This window comes from Plantactinospora sp. CNZ321, from assembly GCF_004217235.1.
The window spans coordinates 4,364,246-4,384,587 of the sequence record NZ_SHKQ01000001.1 but is presented as its reverse complement, the minus strand read 5'-3'; the positions used below and the strand labels follow the sequence as shown (position 1 = coordinate 4,384,587).

The 20,342-nt window shown below is 74.6% G+C and carries 5 protein-coding genes; 3 read left to right on the top strand and 2 right to left on the bottom strand.

Annotation, left to right across the window (positions count from 1 at the left end; translation table 11 throughout):
• The first annotated feature begins 105 nt into the window (after positions 1-105).
• The 3 genes from EV371_RS19160 (at position 106) to EV371_RS19145 (ending at position 17,681) form a co-directional block, all read left to right on the top strand.
• Positions 106-1,131, top strand: coding sequence for an iron-siderophore ABC transporter substrate-binding protein (locus EV371_RS19160; protein ID WP_486484694.1), 1,026 nt, complete (start codon positions 106-108; stop codon positions 1,129-1,131).
• Positions 1,132-1,266: 135 nt separating this feature from the next.
• A complete protein-coding gene (locus EV371_RS19150; RefSeq protein WP_207230539.1) occupies positions 1,267-17,421 on the top strand; it encodes a non-ribosomal peptide synthetase in 16,155 nt (5,384 codons plus the stop codon).
• The gene (locus EV371_RS19145) at positions 17,418-17,681 is read left to right on the top strand and encodes an MbtH family protein (RefSeq protein WP_130463259.1); all 264 of its coding nucleotides are present in this window, start codon (positions 17,418-17,420) and stop codon (positions 17,679-17,681) included. The genes EV371_RS19150 and EV371_RS19145 overlap by 4 nt, the downstream gene beginning before the upstream one ends.
• 52 nt (positions 17,682-17,733) lie before the next feature.
• Here the strand turns inward: EV371_RS19145 and EV371_RS19140 are convergent, their stop codons facing one another.
• Together EV371_RS19140 and arfA are read right to left on the bottom strand one after the other, a co-directional pair.
• A complete protein-coding gene (locus tag EV371_RS19140; RefSeq protein WP_207230538.1) occupies positions 17,734-18,660 on the bottom strand; it encodes a hypothetical protein in 927 nt (308 codons plus the stop codon).
• Between the two features lie 166 nt (positions 18,661-18,826).
• The gene (gene arfA, locus EV371_RS19135) at positions 18,827-20,335 is read right to left on the bottom strand and encodes an arabinosylfuranosidase ArfA (protein ID WP_130463257.1); all 1,509 of its coding nucleotides are present in this window, start codon (positions 20,333-20,335) and stop codon (positions 18,827-18,829) included.
• Positions 20,336-20,342 lie beyond the last annotated feature (7 nt).

Below are 20,342 nucleotides of genomic sequence, written 5' to 3'. Positions count from 1 at the left end.
GTGCGACCCCGCATTCCGAGCCGGCCCGGCGCGCCCGGTCCGTCGACCGTACTTCCACCCGTTCGCCGAGGGCGCGACGGGACCCGAGAGACCGAAGAGGAGCCGATGTCCACGACACCTGCCCGCCCGATGGGCCCACGCCCGGTCGTCCGACTGGTGGCGGCGCTGGCCGTCCTCGTACTCGGCCTGGCCGGCTGCGGCGGTGGCGACGACGGCGCCGACCCGACGCCCTCGGCGAACGCCGGTGGCACCTTCCCGGTGACGGTCGAGCACAAGTACGGCAGCACCGAGGTCACCAAGGCGCCCACCCGGGTGGTGACGCTCGGACTCAGCGACCAGGACCCGGTGCTCGCCCTCGGTGTCGTGCCGGTCGGTGCGATCGACTGGTTCCTGGAGCGGCCGTACGGCAAGTGGCCGTGGGCGCAGCCGCTGTGGGGCAGCAGCCCGCCGGAAATCGTCGGTGAGCGGGACGACTACAACCTCGAGAAGATCGCCGCGCTGCGTCCGGATCTGATCATCGGGCTCTACTCCGGGATGACCCAGGAGCAGTACCAGAAGCTCTCCCAGCTCGCCCCGACCGTCGCCCAGCCGAAGGGCTTCGACGACTACGCCGCACCGTGGCAGGAGATGACCCGGCAGGCCGGCCGCGCGCTGGGCAAGCCCGAGCAGGCCGAGAAGCTGATCGCCGACGTCGACGCCCGGTTCGCCAGGGCCCGGCAGGAACACCCCGGCTTCGCCGGCAGGACGGTCGCGGTGGTCGACCCGTACGAGGCCGGCAAGTACGCCGTCTTCGCACCGAGTGATCCGAAGGTGGTCTTCATGACCCAGCTCGGCTTCACGGTGCCGGAGAACATCGTGCAGGCGATCGGCAAGGAGTACGCCGCCGAGATCGGCTCCGAGCGGCTGGACCTGGTCGACGTCGACAGGCTGCTCTTCCTCACCTCGGACGCCAGCGCCGAACCGCGGGTGAAGGCGGACCGGGTCTACGCCACTCTCGACGTGGCGAAGCAGAACCGGGCGGTCTTCCTGCCGTACGAGGACCCGCCGCTCGGTGCCGCGCTCTCGTTCAGCACCGTGCTCAGCGTCCCGTACGCGCTGGACCAGATCCTGCCGCTGCTCGGCGACGGCTGACCGCGCACGGCGCACGACCGACCGGCGCACGACTGACCGGCTGACGACTGACCGGCTTACGGCTGACCGCCGCGGCGAGCCCTGACACCTCCACCCGGACCGTTTCCACCCGCTCGCGAGAGGCGGTATCTCGTCGTGCCCAGAAGTGACCTGAACCGCGCCGCGGCCGGTCCGGCGCCAGCGGCCGGTCCGGCGACCCAGGCCGGGCCCACGGCGGCGGACCGGCACCGGATCCTCGTCGAGTGGAACTCCACGGTCCGGCCGGAGCCCTCGGCGACCTGGCCGGAGCTCTTCGCCGAGCAGGTCCGCCGTGCTCCCGGGGCGGTCGCGGTGGTCTGCGAGGACGTCGAACTGAGCTACGCGGAGCTGGACGCCCGGGCCGACCGGCTGGCGCACGCGTTGCGGGCCCGGGGGGTTGGGCCGGAGCGGGTGGTCGCGCTCTGCCTGCCCCGCTCGGTGGACATGATCGTGGCCGAGGTGGCGGTGCTCAAGGCCGGCGGCGCCTACCTGCCGGTGGACCGGGACTACCCGGCCGAGCGGATCGGCTTCATGCTCGCCGACGCCCGGCCGGTCTGCCTGGTCAGCACGGCCGCGCTCGCCGACGACCTGCCGGACACCCCGGACCTGCCGAGGCTGCTGCTCGACGAGCTGACCGACATCGGTCAGATCGGACCGGGCCCGGCCGGGTTCCCGGCGCTGGCCCCGGAGAACGCCGCCTACGTCATCTACACCTCGGGCTCCACAGGCCGGCCCAAGGGGGTCGTGGTCTCGCACGCCGGGGTGACCAAGCTGGTCGCCACCCAGCGCGCCCGGCTCGGCGTCGGGCCGCACAGCCGGGTACTCCAGTTCGCCTCGCCCAGCTTCGACGTGGCGTTCTGGGACCTCTGCCTCGGGCTGCTCTCCGGCGGCCGGCTGGTGGTGGTGCCGGCCGAGCGGCGGGTGCCCGGCCCGGCGCTGACCGAGTACGCCCACCGGCACGGCGTGACCTTCATGATCCTGCCGCCCGCGCTGCTCGCCGCGATGCCCCGGGAGCTGACCCTGCCGGCCGGGGCGACCCTGCTGGCCGGTACCGAGCGGGTCTCCCCGGAGCTGGTCGCCCGGTGGGCCCGGGACCGGCCGATGTTCAACGCGTACGGGCCGACCGAGGCGACGGTCAACTCCACGCTGGGGGAGTGCGATCCGGCCACCCCGCCCGGTGGCGTGGTGCCGATCGGCCGCCCCGACCCCGGCACCCGGTGCTACGTGCTGGGCGCCGCCCTCCAGCCGGTGCCGGTCGGCGTCACCGGCGAGCTGTACCTCGGCGGCACCGGCCTGGCCCGGGGCTATCTCGGCCAGCCGGGGCTGACCGCGCAGCGCTTCGTCGCCGACCCGTACGGGCCGGCCGGCGGGCGGCTCTACCGCACCGGTGACCTGGTGCGCTGGCTGCCGGACGGGCGGCTGGAGTTCCTCGGCCGCGCCGACGACCAGGTGAAGATCCGGGGGTACCGGATCGAGCCGGGTGAGATCGAGTCGGTGCTCGCCCAGCATCCAGCGGTCAACCAGGTCGTCGTGCTGGCCCGCCCGGGACGCGCGGGTGAGCAGCGGCTCGTCGCGTACGTCGTACCGGCGCTGGACCGGCCGGCGCCGTTCCGGGACGTCACCGCTCTCCTGGCCGAGCTGCGCGGGTACACCCGCGGCTGGCTGCCCGACCACATGGTGCCGGCCGCCTTCGTACCGCTGCACGAGCTGCCGGTGCTGCCCAGCGGCAAGCTGGACCGGGCCGCCCTGCCGGCGCCGGACTTCGCGGCGCCGAGCACCGGAGCCCGGCCCCGGGACGCCCGCGAGGAGGTGCTCTGCGCCCTCTACGCCGAGGTGCTCGGGCTGCCGCAGGTCGGGGTGGAGGACGACTTCTTCGCCCTCGGCGGGGACAGCATCGTCTCGATCCAGCTGGTGATCCGGGCCCGGCAGGCGGGGCTGGTCGTCACGCCGCGCCAGGTCTTCCAGCGCCGTACCGTCGCCGAGCTGGCGCAGGTGGCCGAGTCGCTGTCCCGGGGAGTCGAGGACGACCCCGCGGCCGGGGTCGGGGAGTTCCCGCTCACCCCGATCATGCGCTGGCTGGACGAATGCGGTGGGTCGATCGACGCGTTCGCGCAGTGGCTGGCGGTCCGGGTACCGGCCGAGGCGACCGCCGAGCGGCTGGCCGCCACCCTCCAGGCGGTGCTGGACCGGCACGACGTACTCCGGTCCCGGCTGCACCGGGCCACCCCGCAGCGTCCGGGCCGGCTGGTGGTGCCGGCCCCCGGCACGGTGCCGGCGGCAGACCGGCTGCGCCGGATCGACGTCGCCGGGCTGACCGACGAGGCGATCCGGGACCGGATCACCGGCGCCGCCGACGTCGCGGGCGGCCGCCTCGCCCCGGAGGCCGGCGTGATGCTCCAGGCGGTCTGGCTGGATGCCGGCCCGGACCGGGCCGGCCGGCTGGTCGTGGTGGTGCACCACGCGGTGGTCGACGGCGTCTCCTGGCGGATCCTGCTGCCCGACCTCGCCGCCGCCTGGACCGACGTGCTGGCCGGCCGGACGCCCCGGCTGGAGCCGGTCGGCACCCCGCTGCGACGCTGGGCCGAGTTGCTGCACGCCGACGCCGAGTCGGCAGAGCGGACCGCCGAACTGCCGCTCTGGACGGAGCTGCTGCGCGGCGGCGACCCGGCACTGGCGGACCGCCCGCTGGACCCGGTCGGCGACCTCGGCACCGTCCGCCGGCTCACCCTGCGGCTGCCGGCCGAGCAGACCGTACCGCTGCTCACCAGCATCCCGGCGGCCTTCTCCGCCGGGGTGAACGACGTGCTGCTCACCGCGCTCGGTCTGGCGCTCGCCGACTGGCGCCGGCGGAGGGGGACCGGCGCACCCGGCCCCGCGCTGGTCGCGCTGGAGGGGCACGGCCGGGAGGAGCAGCTCGCCGACGGCGTCGACCTGTCCCGCACCCTCGGCTGGTTCACCAGCATCTTCCCGGTCCGGCTCGACCCGGGACCGATCGACCTCGACGAGGCGCTGGCCGGCGGCGAGGACGCCGGCCGGGCCCTGAAACGGATCAAGGAGGGGCTGCGGGCCATCCCCGACCACGGCCTCGGGTACGGGCTGCTGCGGCACCTCAACCCGGAGACCGCCGCCGTACTCGCCGGACTGCCGCAGCCGCAGATCAGTTTCAACTACCTCGGCCGGTTCGGCGTGGAGTCCTCAGTCGACGGCTGCTGGACCGCGCTGCCCGGACTCGGCCTGCTCGCCGGTGGCTTCGACGCGGGCATGCCGGTGGCGCCGTACACGCTGGAGGTGAACGCCTTCACCGAGGACCGGCCGGACTGCCCCGGGCTCGGCGTGACCTGGGCCTGGCCGGCGGCGCTGCTCACCGAGGCGGACGTGACGGAACTGGCGCAGGGCTGGTTCACCGCGCTGGACGCACTGCTCCGGCACGCCGCCCGACCGGGGGCCGGCGGACCGAGCCCGTCCGACTTCCCGCTGCTGGCACTGCGGCAGGAGGACGTGGACGCCGTCGCCGCCGCCGTACCGGCCGTCGCCGACGTGCTGCCGCTGACCCCGCTGCAGGAGGGGTTCTACTTCCACGCGGTCGCCGCCGGGGCGCGGCGGGACCCGTACCGGGTGCAGCAGGTGATCGAGCTGCGTGGACCGCTGGACGCCGCCGCGCTGCGCCGGGCCGGACAGGACGTGCTCGACCGGCACGCCCCGCTGCGGGCCGCCTTCCCGCAGCTTGCGGACGGGCGGCCGGCACAACTGGTCGCGGACGGGATCGCGCTGCCGTGGCGCGAGGTGGACCTGACCGGGTACCCCGAACCGGAGCGGACGGCCGAGTTCGAGGCGCTGGCCGAGGCGGAACGGGCCGCACCGTTCGACCTGACCCGGCCGCCGCTGCTGCGCTGCGTACTGGTCCGGTTGACCGCCGAGCGGCACCGCCTGCTGCTCACCCACCACCACATCGTCACCGACGGCTGGTCGGCCGGGGTGACCCTGCGGGACCTGCTCGCCCGGTACGCACCCGGTGGCGAGCCGGACCGGCTACCGCCGGTCACCCCGTACCGGCGGTACCTCGAGTGGCTCGCCGGTCGGGACCGGGCGGCGGCCGGTGACGCCTGGCGGGCGGCGCTGGCCGGACTCGACGGTCCGACCCGGCTCGCCGCCGAGGTCGCGGAGGGACACGCCGGGATGTTCGACCCCGAGCGGACCCGGGTGGTGCTGCCGCCCGAGGTGGCCGCCGGACTGGCCGGCCGGGTCCGGGCGGCCGGGCTGACCGTGGGCAGCGTGCTGCACGCCGCCTGGGCGGTGCTGCTGGGCCGGCAGCTCGGCCGGCGTGACGTCGTCTTCGGCAGTACCGTCTCCGGCCGGCCCGCCGAACTGGACGGCGTCGAGGCGATGGTCGGGCTCTTCATCAACACCCTGCCGGTCCGGCTGCGTTGGAGTCCGGCGGAACCGCTGGTCGAACTCGCCGGTCGGCTCCAGCGGCAGCAGGCCGAGCTGCTCGACGCGCAGCACCTCGGGCTGCCGGCGATCCAGCGGCTGGCCGGCGGCGGAGAGCTGTTCGACACCCTGGTGGTGCTGGAGAACCATCCCGTCGACCCGGTCCCGACCGGGCGGTCCGGCGGGCTCACCCTGGCCGGCGTCGAGTTCCGGGAGGCGACCCACTATCCGGTCACCCTCCTGGTGTCCCCGGCCGGCGGGTCGCTGGATCTCACCGTGGAGTACGACCCGGAGCGGATCGACGCCGCTACCGTACGCCGGCTCCGGACCGGCCTGGCCGAGCTGCTCGGCACGTTCGTCGCCGAGCCGGACCGGCCGGTCGGCCGGATCGACCTGCTGCCGGCGGCCGACCGGGACACCGCGCTGACCCGGCTCACCGGTCCGGTCGCCCCGGTGCCGTCGGAGACCCTGCACGGACTGGTCGCCGCCCAGGCCGGCCGGACGCCGGACGCGGTCGCGCTGATCGACGGCGAACGGTGGCTCGACTACGCCGGGCTGGAACGCCGGGCGAGCGCGCTGGCCCGGCGGCTGGCCGCCCGGGGGATCCGGCCGGGCGACGTCGTCGCGGTGGCGGTACCCCGGTCGGCCGAGCTGGTGGTGGCGCTGCTCGGCGCCCTGAAGGCCGGCGCCGCGTACCTGCCGCTGGACGTCACGCACCCCGGAGAGCGGCTCTCCGCCGTGCTCGCGGACTCCGGCGCCCGGGCCGTGGTCTGCACGGTCGACGTGATGGGCCGGTTACCCCGGCCGGCCGGGGTGGCGCAGCTGCTGGTCTCCGCGACGGCGGAACCGATGGCGCCGGCGGGCGGCGGCGGTGACCCGATCGGCGGCGACGACCCGATCGGCGGCGGTGACCCGTCGGGTGCCGACGTCGGACCCGACCTCCCGGCCTACCTCATCTACACCTCGGGTTCCACCGGCCGCCCGAAGGGGGTACTCGTCGGCCACCGGGCGATCGTCAGCCAGCTCGCCTGGTCGCAGCGGCGGTTCGGGCTCGGCACCGACGACCGGATGCTGCAACTCGCGCCGGCCGGCTTCGACACCTCGGTCTGGGAGATCTTCTGGCCGCTGTCGGCCGGTGCCGCCGTGGTGCTGCCCGGCGAGGACGAGGCCGGTGACCCGGGCCGGCTCGCCGGGCTGGTCCGCCGGCACCGGGTCACCGCGGTCACCTTCGTACCGTCGCTGGTCGAGGCGTTCCTGCTCGCCGACGAACTGACCGCCGACCCCGGCTGGGCGGCCAGCCTGCGCTGGGTCTCCTGCGGCGGCGAGGCACTCTCGCCGGAACTGGCCCGGCGCTGGCACGCGCACACCGGCACCGCGCTGGACAACTTCTACGGGCCGACCGAGACCGCGGTGCAGGTCACCTGGTGGGCCAATGACGGCGGCGCGGAGCGTACGGTGCCGATCGGCCGCCCGGTGGCCAACACCCGGCTGTACGTGCTCGACGACTGCCTCCGGCCGGTGCCGCCCGGCGTACCCGGCGAACTGTACGTCGCCGGCACCCAACTCGGGTACGGCTACCACGCCCGGTACGGGCTGACCGCGCAGCGTTTCGTCGCCGACCCGTACGGGCCGGCGGGGCAGCGCATGTACCGCACCGGCGACCTGGTGCGGTGGCGCACCGACGGTGTACTCGAGTACGTCGGGCGCGACGACGACCAGGTCAAGATCCGGGGGCACCGGGTCGACCTCGGCGAGGTGGAGACGGTGCTCCGGTCCGTGCCGGGGGTGGCGCAGGCGGTCGCGGCCGCCCGGGTCGACGGCCGGGGCCGGACCGGGCTGGTCGGTTACCTGGTGCCGGTCGTTGGGCACCGGCTCGACGTCGAGGCGGTCCGGGCGGCGGTCCGGGCCAGGCTGCCCGAGTCGATGGTGCCGGGCCGGTTCGTGTTGCTCGACGCCCTGCCGCTGACCCCGAGCGGCAAGCTCGACCGGGCCGCCCTGCCTGCCCCACAGGCCGCGGTGACGACGGCTCCCGCCGCGGCGGCACCGGCTGTGCTGTCCGATCCGGACCCGGCGGTGCGCCCCGACGGGGGCAGGACGGCCGAGCGGCTGCTCCGGGAGATCTTCGCCGAGCTGCTCGGGCTGCCGGAGGTCGGTGCGGACGGAGACTTCTTCGCCCTCGGCGGCGACAGCATCCTCTCCATCGCGGTCTCCAGCCGGGCCCGCCGGCACGGCCTGGCGATCGCACCCCGCGACGTCTTCCGGCACCGGACCCCACGGGCGCTGGCCGGGGCCGGCGGTGGCGACGCGGCCCTGTCCCCGGGCGACCCCCCGACGGCGACGGGCCCGGCGACCGCCGCCGGGACGTCGCAGCGGACCACCGTGTCAGCCGGGGCGGCCGTCGCCCCGGTCGAGCCGGTCGCGGATCCGGACGAGACGGGTGAGGTACCGCTGCTGCCGATCGTGCACTGGCTCCGGGACACGGGCCTGCCGATCGACCGGTTCACCCTGAGCACGCTGCTGGTCGTACCGGCCGAACTGGACCTCGGGTCGCTGGCCGCCGTCCTGCAGGCGGTGCTGGACCGGCACGCCGGCCTGCGGCTCCGGCTGCACCGGATCGCCTCGGTGCTCTGGTCGCTCCAGACGCGACCGGCCGGCACGGTGCGGGCGATCGACCTGGTACGCCGGGTCGACGTGACCGGGCTCGACGACGCCGGGCTGCGTGCCGTGCTGGCCGCCGAGTCCGCCGCCGCCACCGACCGGCTCGACCCGGACGACGGGAGCATGCTCCGGGCGGTCTGGTTCGACTGCGGCGACCGGCCCGGCCGGCTGCTGCTCGCCGCCCACCACCTGGTGGTCGACGGGGTCTCCTGGCGGATCCTCCTGGCGGACCTGGCCAGCGCCTGGGCCTCGGTGCGGGCCGGTCGGCCGGCCCGGCTCGCCCCGGTCGGCACCCCGCTGCGGCGGTACGCCCGGGTGCTCGGCGAGCACGCGCACCGCCCCGAACGGCTGGCGGAACTGGCGCACTGGGTCGAGACGCTCGCCCCGGGCGCGGAGCTGCTGCCGGCGCGGTCCCGACCGCCGACGGGACCGGCCCGCCAGCACGTCGTACGCCTCGATCCGGCCGAGACGCTGCCGCTGCTCACCGCCGTACCGGCGGCGGTCGGCGGCGAGGTCACCGGGGTACTGCTCGCGGCGCTCCGGCTCGCGGTGACCCGGTGGCAGCACCGGCACGGCCGAGACGGTGCCGCCGACCTGCTGGTCGACCTCGAACGGCACGGCCGGGAGGAGGTCGAGCCCGACCTCGACCTGTCCCGTACCGTCGGCTGGTTCACCAGCGTCGCACCGGTACGCCTGCCGGCCGGCACCGACCCGGTCGAGGTGCTGGCCACGGTCGGTGAGCGGATCCGGGCGGTCCCGGACGGCGGCCTCGGCTACGGGCTGCTGCGCCACCTGAACCCCCAGGCGGCACCGGTGCTGGCCGGACTCTCCTCGGCGCAGGTGCTGTTCCACTACTACGGCCGGTTCCCCGGCGGCACCGGGCAGGACTGGACGCCGGCGGCGGAGTCCGACGCGATCGCCGTCGTCAACGGCGGGCTGGGCCTGTCCCACCTGGTCCAGGTCGACGTGGTCGCCACCGAGACCCCGGCCGGGCCGGCGTTGGCCGCGACCTGGACGTGGCCGGACGGCGTGCTCGACGAGCCGGACGTGACCGGGCTGGCCGCCGAGTGGCGCGCCGCGCTCCACCAGCTCACCGCCGCCACCACCGTCACCGTCACCGCCGCCGCCCCCGCAACCGCTGCCATCACCGCCGCTGCCGCCGTCACCGCCGCTGCCGCCGTCACCGCCGCCACCACTGCCCCTGGTCGGGTCGGGGACGGGCCCGTGGTCGCGGCCGGGCTGACGCTGGGCCGGGACGAGATCGAGCGGATCGAGCGGACCAGCCCGGTGCCGGTGGCGGAGATCTGGCCACTCTCACCGTTGCAGGAGGGGCTGTACTTCCACGCCAGCTACGACACCTCGGCCCTGGACGTCTACACCGCACAGGACGCCTTCGACCTCGGGTACCGGTTGGACCTGGACCGGCTGCGCCGGGCCGGCGCCGCGCTGCTGGCCCGCAACCCCGGCATGCGGGCCGGGTTCGCGAGTGTCGGGCTGCCCCAGCCGGTGCAGTTCGTCGGAGTGGGTCCGGAACTGCCGGTGACCGAGGTGGACCTGACCGACCTCGACCCGCAGGCCCAGCGGGCCCGGATGGCCGAGCTGATGGCCGAGGACCGGCGTACCCGGTTCGACCTGACCCGGCCACCGCTGTGCCGGCTGCTCCTGCTCCGGCTCGGCGCCGACCGGGACCGGCTGGTCGTCGGTCACCACCTGGTGCTCTGGGACGGCTGGTCCGAGGAGCTCTTCGTCGAGCAGCTCTTCACCCTCTACGAGCGCGACGGCGACGACCGGGACCTGCCACCGGCCGGCTCCTACCGGCACCATCTGGAATGGCTGGCCAGCCAGGACACCGAGCGGGCCGCCCGGGCCTGGCGGGATGCCCTCGCCGGACTCGCCGAACCGACCCTGGTCGCCCCGGAGGCGAACCTGGCGCCGGTCGTCCCGCACCGGGTCCGGGCCGAGCTGCCGGCCGCGCTGGGCGACCGGCTGCGCGGGCTGGCCCGCCGGCACGGGCTGACCCTCAACACCGTGCTCACCGCCGCCTGGGGGCTGGTCCTCGGCGGTCACCTCGGCCGCACCGACGTGGTCTTCGGGATGACCGTCGCCGGCCGGCACGCGGACGTGCCGCACGTGGAGAACACGATCGGGCTCTTCCTCAACACCGTGCCGGTACGCGTCACCGCCGAGCCCGCCGAGCCGGTGCTCCGGCTGCTGCGCCGGCTGGGGGAGCAGCGGATCGACCTGATGCCGCACGACCACCTTGGGCTCGGCGCGGTGCAGCGGGCCAGTGGGCACGCCCGGCTCTTCGACACGCTCTACGTGTTGCAGAACTTCGTCGACGAGGGGGAGTCGGCCCGGCTTCGGGACCGGCACGGGATCGCCGCCGTGGCCGGGGTGGACGCCACCCACTATCCGCTGACCCTGGTGGTGACCCCGGCGCAGCGGCTCCGGGTCGCCCTGGACCACCGCCCGGACGTCGTACCCGCCCCGGCGGCCGGGGCACTGCTCGACCGGTTCGTCGCGCTGCTGGCCCGGCTGGTCGCCGAGCCGGATCTCCCGGTCGGCCGGCTCGACCTGCTCACCGGGGCGGAACGGGCCGAACTGGCCGCCGAGTGGAGCGCCACCCGGCACCCGATCGGCACCGAGTCCGTCGCCGACCTGCTCGCCGAGCAGGCCGCCCGCACACCGGACGAGATCGCCCTGGTGTTCGCCGGCCGCACCCTGACCTACGCCGAGTTCGACGCCCGGATCAACCGGCTGGCCCGGCGGCTGGTCGCCAGGGGCGCCGGCCCCGAACGGGTGGTCGCGCTGGCGCTGCCCCGGTCGATCGAGATGGTGGTGGCGCTCTTCGCGGTGCTGCGCACCGGAGCCGCGTACCTGCCGCTGGAACTCGACCATCCGGCCGAGCGGCTGGCCTTCGTCCTCGCCGACACCGCGCCGATGTGCCTGCTGACGGTGACACCCGCCCGGTCCGGGCTGCCGGCGACCGACATCCCGGCGGTGCCGCTCGACGATCCGGCGGTACTGGCCGAGCTGGCCGGAGTGCCCGGTACGCCGCTCACCGACGCCGAACTGCCGGCCGGGTTCGCCCGTACCGATCCGCACCGGTTGGAACACCCGGCGTACCTGATCTACACCTCCGGCTCCACCGGGCGGCCGAAGGGAGTGGTGACGCCGTACCGGGGGTTGACGAACATGCAGCTCAACCACCGGGAGGCGATCTTCGACCCGACGGTGGCGGCGGCCGGCGGCCGGCGGCTGCGGATCGCGCACACCGTCTCGTTCGCCTTCGACATGTCCTGGGAGGAACTGCTCTGGCTGGTCGAGGGGCACGAGGTGCACGTCTGCGACGAGGAGCTGCGCCGGGACGCGCAGGCGCTGGTCGGCTACTGCGACCGGCACCGGATCGACGTCGTCAACGTCACCCCGAGCTACGCCCACCACCTCATCGAGGAGGGCCTGCTCGACCGGTCCGGTCCGGCCGAGGACGGAACTGGCCGGCACCGGCCGGTGCTGGTGCTGCTCGGTGGCGAGGCGGTCTCCGAGGCGGTCTGGAACCGGTTGCGGGACACCGAGGGTACGGCCGGCTACAACCTGTACGGGCCGACCGAGTACACCATCAACACCCTGGGCGGCGGGACCGCAGACAGCGCCACCCCGACCGTCGGCCGGGCGATCTGGAACACCCGGGCGTACGTGCTCGACGCGTACCTGCGACTCGTCCCGCCCGGTGCCCCCGGTGAGCTGTACATCGGCGGAATCGGGCTGGCCCGGGGCTACCACCGGCGGCTCGGGCTGACCGCGCAGCGGTTCGTCGCCGACCCGTACGGCGCGCCGGGGGAGCGGATGTACCGCACCGGTGACCTGGTCCGGCGCCGGCCGGACGGGAACCTCGACTTCCTCGGGCGCACCGACGACCAGGTGAAGATCCGTGGGTACCGGATCGAGCTGGGTGAGGTCGAGACCGCGCTCGCCGATCACCCGCTGGTGGCGCACGCCGCCGTGCTGGTCGACTCCACGAGCGGTCCCGGGGTGCGCCGGCTCGCCGGCTACCTGGTTCGCGCTGCACAGTGGACGGTGGCCGACGACGACACCGTGCTGGCCACCCTCCGGGCCGACCTGAAGCGGCGGCTGCCGGACTACATGGTGCCGGCCGCGCTGGTGCCGCTGGAACGGCTGCCGCTGACCGTGAACGGCAAGCTCGACACGGCGGCCCTGCCGGCGCCGGCGGTCCGGGCCGGTGTTGCATCCCGCCCGCCGGCCACCGCCGTCGAGGAGGCAATCCGTGCCCTCTTCGCCGAACTGCTCGGCGTGCCGGAGGTCGGTGTCGACGACAACTTCTTCGACCTCGGCGGTCACTCCCTGCTGGCGATCCGGCTGGTCAGCCGGGCCCGGGTGGCGCTCGGCGCCGAGTTGGCGATCCGGGACCTGTTCGAGGCGCCGACGGTCGCCGAACTGGCCGCCCGGGTCGACGCTGCCTGGACCGGCGGCGTCCGGACTGACGCCGCTCGACTCGGCGCCGCCGGGTCCGACGGCGCGGCCGGCGGAAGGGCTGCGCGGAGCCCGCTGGTCCGGGCAGCTGAACGCCCCGCCGTCCTGCCGCTCTCCTTCGCGCAGCAGCGGCTCTGGATGCTCCAGCAGCTCGCTCCGGAGTCGGCGGCCTACAACTTCCCGATCGCGGTACGGCTGCGCGGAACCCTGGACGTCGCGGCGCTGCGTACCGCGCTGGCCGACCTGACCGGCCGGCACGAGACGCTGCGCACCCTGCTCGCCGAGCACGACGGCCGGCCCTACCAGCGGGTACTGCCGGCGGCCGAGGCCGTGCCGGTGCTGGCCACGCTCACCGCTGCCCCGGCAGAGGTGGCCGGGATCGTCCGGGAGGTGGTACGCCGCCCCTTCGACCTGACCACCGAACCGCCGCTGCGGGCCACCCTCGTCGCCGTCCACCCGGCTCCGGGCGGGAAGCCGGAGCACGTCCTGGTGCTGGTGTTGCACCACATCGCCACCGACGAGTGGTCGGACGGGCCGTTCCTGCGCGACATCGGCACCGCGTATGCGGCCCGGCGGGCGGGACGGGCGCCGGACTGGGCGCCGCTGCCGGTCCAGTACGCCGACTACACGCTCTGGCAGCGCCGGCTGCTCGGCGACCCGGCGGACCCGGGCAGTCTCGCCGCCCGGCAGCTCGACCACTGGCGTACCACGCTGGCCGGCATGCCCGAGGAGCTGGTGCTGCCCACCGACCGGGCCCGCTCGGGGCGGCCGGACCCGGCCGGGGCCGAACTCTCCGTGCCGCTGCCCGCCGAGGTCGGCGCCGGGCTGCGCCGGCTCGCCTCCCGCACCGGCACCAGCCTGTTCATGGTGGCGCACGCGCTGGTCGCGGCGCTGCTGCACCGGCTCGGTGCCGGCACCGACATCCCGCTCGGCGCGCCGATCGCCGGCCGGGACGACGCGGCCCTCGACGACCTGGTCGGGTTCTTCGTCAACACCCTGGTACTCCGGACCGACCTGTCCGGCGATCCGAGCTTCACCGAGCTGCTGTCCCGGGTACGCCGGACCGACCTGGCCGCCTTCTCCGCCCAGGACGTGCCGTTCGAGGCCGTGGTGGAGGCGGTCAACCCGGCCCGTTCGGTCTCCCGGAACCCGCTGTTCCAGGTGATGGTGGTGCACCGCAACCGCACCGCCGGGTGGGAGGGTCTCGCCGGGCTGACCGTCACCGACGAGCCGGTCGACGCCTCGGCGGCAAAGTTCGACCTGGTCTTCGACTTCGCCGAGTCCGCCGGCGACCCGGCCGGGACCGTCGAGGAGGCGCTGAGCTGCCTGCTGAAGTACCGGACCGACCTGTTCGACCGGGAGACCGTGGCGCTGCTCGGTGCGCGGCTGCTCCGGCTGGCCCGGGCGGTCGTCGCCGACCCTGACGCGTCGCTGGGCCGGATCGACGTCTTCGTCGGCGACGAGCGGGACCGGGTGCTGCGCGAGTTCAACGCCACCGGCCGGGCGGTGCCGGAGGAGACCCTGCCGGCGATGTTCGCCGGGCGGGTGGCGCGGACCCCGGAGGCGGTCGCCGTCGTCGACCGGCAGCGGATCCTGTCGTACGCGCAACTGGACGCCGAGGCGGCCCGGATCGCCCGGCTGCTCGCCGGGTATGGCGTCGGCCCGGAAACCGTGGTCGGGGTGGCGGTACCGCGCTCGCTGGAGACCGTGGCGGTGGTGCTCGGGGTGCTGCGGCTCGGCGCCGCGTTCCTGCCGCTGGACCTCGGCCACCCGGCCGACCGACTGGGGTACATGGTCGAGGACTCCGGCGCCAGGATCCTGGTGACGACCCCGGAGGCCGCGCAGCGGCTGCCGGAGCTGGTCGGGGTGCACCGGCTGCTGGTCGGGCCGCTCCAGCCCGAGCCGGTGCCGAAGCCGGCGGACCGGACCGGACCGGCGGTGCCGGCCGGACTGGACCAGTGCGCGTACGTCATCTACACCTCGGGCAGCACCGGCCGGCCCAAGGGGGTGGTGGTGCCGCACGAGGGGCTCGGCAGCCTGGTCGCGACCGCCGTCGACCGGATGGGGGTGGACGACTCCTCCCGAGTACTCCAGTTCGCCTCGACCGGCTTCGACGTCTTCGTCTTCGAGTTGGCCATGGCGCTCTGTGCCGGTGGCCGGCTGGTGATCGCCCCGGACGAGGTCCGGGCACCGGGCCGGCCCCTGGTGGAACTGCTGGAGCGGGAGCGGGTCAGTCACGCGATCCTGCCGCCGTCCCTGGTGTCGGCGCTGCCGCCGGACTGCCAACTGCCGGCCGGACTGACCGTGCTGGTCGGCACCGAGACGGTGCCGCCGGACGTGATCGGCCGGTGGGCACGCCGGCTGCGGCTGCACGCCGCGTACGGGCTGACCGAGGCGACGGTGAACTCGACGCTCTGGCGGGCCGCGCCGGACTGGTCGGCCGCGGTGCCGATCGGCCAGCCCGACCCGAACACCCGGGCGTACGTGCTGGACGAGCGGCTCCGCCCGGTGCCGCCCGGGGTGGCCGGCGAGCTGTACGTCGGCGGGCGCGGTCTGGCCCGGGGCTACCTCGGGCGTCCCGGGCTGACCTCGGAGCGCTTCGTCGCCGACCCGTACGGCCCGGCCGGGGCCCGGATGTACCGCACCGGTGACCGGGCACGGTGGCGGGCCGACGGCATCCTGGACTTCCTCGGCCGGGTGGACGACCAGGTGAAGATCAGGGGCTTCCGGATCGAGCTGGGCGAGGTCGAGGCGGTGCTGGCCCGACACCCGGGGGTACGCCAGGCGGCGGTGGTGGTGCACCGCGACGCCGACCTGACCCGACTGGCCGGGTACGTCGTGCCGGCGGCCGGACCGCTCGAGCCCGCCGAGGTACGCGCGCACGCCGCCGAACTCCTGCCCGACTACATGGTCCCGGCCGCCGTGCTGGTGCTCGACGGGCCGCTGCCGCTGACCGCCAACGGCAAACTGGACCGGCGTGCCCTGCCGGTGCCGGACTGGGCGGCGCTGACCGGCGACGAGGTGCCGGTCACTGCGGCACAGCGGACTCTCGCCGACCTGGTCGCGGAGGTGCTCCGGCTGCCGGAGGTGGGGATCTCGGACAACTTCTTCGCCCTCGGCGGGCACTCGATGGCGGCGATGCGGCTGCTCGGCCGGGTCCGGGCGGTGCTCGGCGTCGACCTCGCGGTCCGGGACATCTTCGAGGCGCCGACCGTGGCCGGGCTGGCGGACCGGCTCGCCGGGGCGGTGGCGGAGCGTCCGGCGCTGCTCCCGGCGCCGGAGAGCGCCGCGCCGGTCGCGGCCCCGGTGCAACAGATCTGGTGGGACCGGCACCGCGGCGGCGCCGAGCGGAACCCGTCCGGCCGGACCGGCTGGGACCTCGCCCTGCTGGTCCGGGCCGCCAATGGGTCGGGTGGCGCGGCGACGCTGGACCTGCCGGCGCTGGCGGCGGCACTGACCGACGTGATCGAGCGCCACGAGCCGCTGCGTACCGCGCTCGCGGCGGGTGCGGCCGGCGAACCCGTGCCGGTGCCGGTGACCGCCCGGGCACCGCTGGAGGTGCTGCCGGCGAGCGGGCTGCCGCTCGACGACCGGATCGCCGAACTGGTCGGCGACGGCGTGGACCCGACCCGGGAACCGCCGCTGCGAGCCCGGTTGCTGACCGGGTTGGACGACGATTCGGTACTGCTGCTGACCATGCACTATCTCGGCGTGGACGAGTGGTCGGTGGTGCCCCTGGTCCGGGATCTCGGCACCGCCTACGCGGCCCGGATCGCCGGCCGGCCGCCGGAGTGGTCGCCGCTGCCGGTCGATTACTCGGACTACGCCCGCTGGGCGGGTACCCTGCTCGGCGATCCGGCCGACCCCGGCAGCCGGCACGCGAGGCAACTCGACTGGTGGCGGGGAGCGCTTGCCGGCGTACCCGATCGGCTGGCCCTGCCGACCGACCGGCCGCGACCGGCGGCGCTCTCCGGGCGCGGCGGCCGGGTCGAGTTCGTGCTCGACGCGGCGTCGCACCGGGCCGTCGACGAGCTGGCCGGACAGACCGGGACCAGCATGTTCATGGTGTTCCAGGCCGCGCTGGCCGCGCTGCTGCACCGGATCGGCGCCGGCCCGGACGTTCCGATCGGCACCCTGGTCGCCGGCCGGACCGAGCCGGCCCTCGGCGACCTGGTCGGCTGCTTCGTCAACCCGTTGCTGCTGCGGATCGACACCGGCGGCGACCCGACCTTCACCGAACTGCTCGGCCGGATCCGGGAGGCGGACCTGAGTGCCTTCGACCGCCAGGACGTTCCGTTCGACGCGGTCCGCCGCATCCTGCCGGACGGTGCCACAATGCCGCAGGTGATGCTGGTGCACCACGAGGAGGCCGGGTTGGACGGTCCGGACGGCAGGGCGGCGTTGCGGTTCGCGTCGGTGCCGACCGGGACGACCCGGGCCGAACTGACGGTCAGCTTCTACGAGCCGGTCGGCGACGGCCCGGTGCACGGCGAACTGGAGTACGCGGTCGAGCTCTTCGACCCGGCGACCGCCCGCCGGCTCACCGACGACCTGCTCGGGCTGCTCGCCTCGGCCCTCGCTCGGCCCGACCTGCCGCTCTCGGCGCTCGGAGCCGATGCCGCCGACCAGCCGGCACCCCTGCCCACCCAGTCGAACGGCGCCGCCGCCGACGACCCGGAAAGGATCGACGCATGACCACGAATCCGTTCGAGGACCCGGACGGGCAGTATCTGGTGCTCGTCAACGATGAGGACCAGCACTCGCTCTGGCCGTCTTTTGTGGACGTACCGGCCGGCTGGACGGTGGCGTTCGGCGCGGACGGCCCGCAGTCCCGGGACGACTGCCTGGCGTACGTGGAGGCGAACTGGACCGACCTGCGTCCCCGCAGCCTGCGGGAGCGGATGGCCGCCGCCGAGCCGGATTCCGGTGTCGGAGAGGCGCCTGCCGCCATCTGAGCGGCCGCCTTCCCATGCTGACTCTTCCGCCCGCCCCGAGTTGGGCCTCAGTTCAGGTTCGCCGGAGCCGGTCGAGCCCGCGCGCGGCATCGCCGAAGAGGCGGTTCAGCACGGCCTCACCACGCTGGTCGTCGGCTCCTGCGGCGATGATCGTCTGCACCGCCGGATAGCCGCGCAGGCCGACCTCGGTCGGTCGGCCCACAGAGATGATCGTGTAGATCTCGCGTACCGGGTAGGTGTGGATTGCTCGCACGTATTGGGCAAGTCCGTCGTCGGCGTCCGCCAGGAGATCGCGGATGACGTCCTCGTCGCGCACCGCGAGCTCGATCCAGCCAAGGTAGGTGTCGTCGTTCGGCCACCGGTGCGGTACACCAGGCGAACTCATCGCCGATTCCTGGTACGGGGGAAGCGGCTCGACGCGCAGACGCAGGACATCCGGGTGCCCGCTCCACGGGTGTGCGAGATGGTCGGTCAGGTAGCGGTGGAACGCCTCGGCCGATGCGGCTCCGGCTCTCGGAACAAGGCAGACAGCGAAGGTTGGCACTGGGGGTGGGCCCTGCACGGTGGGACTGTCGATGCGGTCGACCAGGGTGCGGCCGCGGCCGGGGGGTGAGAGCTGGGCACCGATGCGGCCGATGAAGTTGTGGACGTCGTTGGGAATCGTCTCCATCGCGATCGGATTGCTGCCGAACGCGGTCAGGTCGGCCTCGCTCAGGAAGAGCCCGTGGGGCATGCCGTGAGGCTGAGCCACCTCTGACGCCTCGAACGAGATGCCCCGGGTCGCTGGCCAGAGATCGGGTCGATTGGCTGCAAGGCGCAGTTGCCGATATTGCCACAGGCCGGGAACGCGGGCGAACATGATTCCGTGCACGTCGCGCCAGTAGGCCTCGCATACGTCCTGCCGTAGGTCGGCGCGCCACCAGCAGAATGCCGTCAGGGCCAGCTCGGCAGCGTTCTCCCGATCGGCCGTGCCCACCATCCGAGCGACCATACCCATCCCGTCGCAGCCCCTGCAAGCGCACCACAGCCCTCTCGACCACGTCGTAGTCGCCGCCCCTCGTCTGCCTGATCCGGGACGGCGAGCCACCCGACGGTGCCGGGACCCCCGCTCGGCGGCCCGGAGGCGGCCGCCGAGGCCACGCGGTTCAGCCGGTCGGGGTCAGCCGGATCATGTTCCAGGAAAGCGGCGGCAGCACCGCTGCCAGCCGCCCGTTGTCGACCTTGCCCTCGCCGCGCCGGCTCGGCGTCACCCGTTCGGGCGCCTCGGCGCTGTTCGTCGCCTCCGGGTCCGCGTCGTGCAGCGCGACGTGCTCCCCGACCGCGAGGTCGCCGCAGGCCCGCAGGTCGACGTCGAGGGCGAGCGGTTCCCGCTGGTCCCGGTTGACCGCGAAGAGGGTGACCGCACCGGACTCGTCGTCCCGGACGGCGGTCGCGGTGAGCGTCGACACCTCGCCGTGCCGGGCCGTGTCGTGCCGGGGGCCGGTCGGCTCGACCCGCAGCACGGTGCCGCGACCGTGCCGGGAGGTGAGCGCGAACGGATGGTACGTCGGCTGCACCCAGGCCGGTCCGCCCGGTTCGCTGCGGATCGGGGCGATGACGTTGACGAGCTGTGCCAGACAGGCGATCTTGACCCGGTCGGCCCGCCGGAGCAGCGAGATCAGCAGGTCACCGACGACCACCGCGTCGACCACCGAGTAGACGTCCTCGATCAGCCGGGGCGCCTCCGCCCAGTCGAGCTTCTCCTCGCCGACGAACCGGCTCTGGTACCAGACGTTCCACTCGTCGACCGAGAGGTTGATCCGCTTCTGGTGCTTGCCGACCGCCCGGACATGGTCGCAGGTGGCCACCACGGACTCCATGAACCGGTCCAGGTCGACCGCGCTGGCCAGGAAGCTGTCCCGGTCGCCGTCGTGCTCCTGGTAGTAGCTGTGTACCGAGACGTAGTCGACCAGGTCGTAGGTCTCCTCCAGTACGGTCGCCTCCCAGGTGCCGAAGGTCGGCATCCCGCTGCCGGAGCTGCCGCAGGCGACGAGCTCGATGGAGGGGTCGACCCGGCGCATCGCCTGGGCGGTCTGCGCCGCCAGCCGGCCGTACTCCCGGGCCGTGGCGAACCCGGTCTGCCACGGGCCGTCCATCTCGTTGCCGAGACACCACAGCTTGATGTCGTGCGGCTCCGGGCTGCCGTGCTGCCGCCGCAGGTCGGACCAGTACGTCCCGCCCGGGTGGTTGGTGTATTCCAGCAGGTTCCGGGCGGCGTCCACCCCCCGGGTACCGAGGTTGACCGCCATCATCGGCTCACTGCCGACCCGGCGGGTCCAGCCGACGAACTCATCGACGCCGACCTCGTTGGTTTCGATCGACCGCCAGGCCAGGTCGAGCCGGCGGGGCCGGGACTCGCGCGGGCCGATCCCGTCCTCCCAGTTGTAGCCCGAGACGAAGTTGCCGCCCGGATAGCGCAGTACGGGCACGCCGAGCGCCCGGACCAGTTCCGCCACGTCCCGGCGGAACCCGTGCTCGTCGGCGGTCGGATGTCCCGGCTCGTAGATCCCGGTGTAGACGCAGCGCCCGAGGTGCTCCACGAACGAGCCGTAGATCCTCGGGTCGACCTCGGCGATCCTGAACGCGGGATCGACGGTCAACGCGGCCTGGTGCACGAAACCT

Excerpts from the sequence above, each read along its gene's own strand:
- EV371_RS19160 (WP_486484694.1), top strand. The coding sequence starts at position 106 with ATGTCCACGACACCTGCCCGCCCGATGGGCCCACGCCCGGTCGTCCGA.
- EV371_RS19140 (WP_207230538.1), bottom strand. The coding sequence starts at position 18,660 with ATGGTGGGCACGGCCGATCGGGAGAACGCTGCCGAGCTGGCCCTGACG.
- EV371_RS19145 (WP_130463259.1), top strand. The coding sequence starts at position 17,418 with ATGACCACGAATCCGTTCGAGGACCCGGACGGGCAGTATCTGGTGCTC.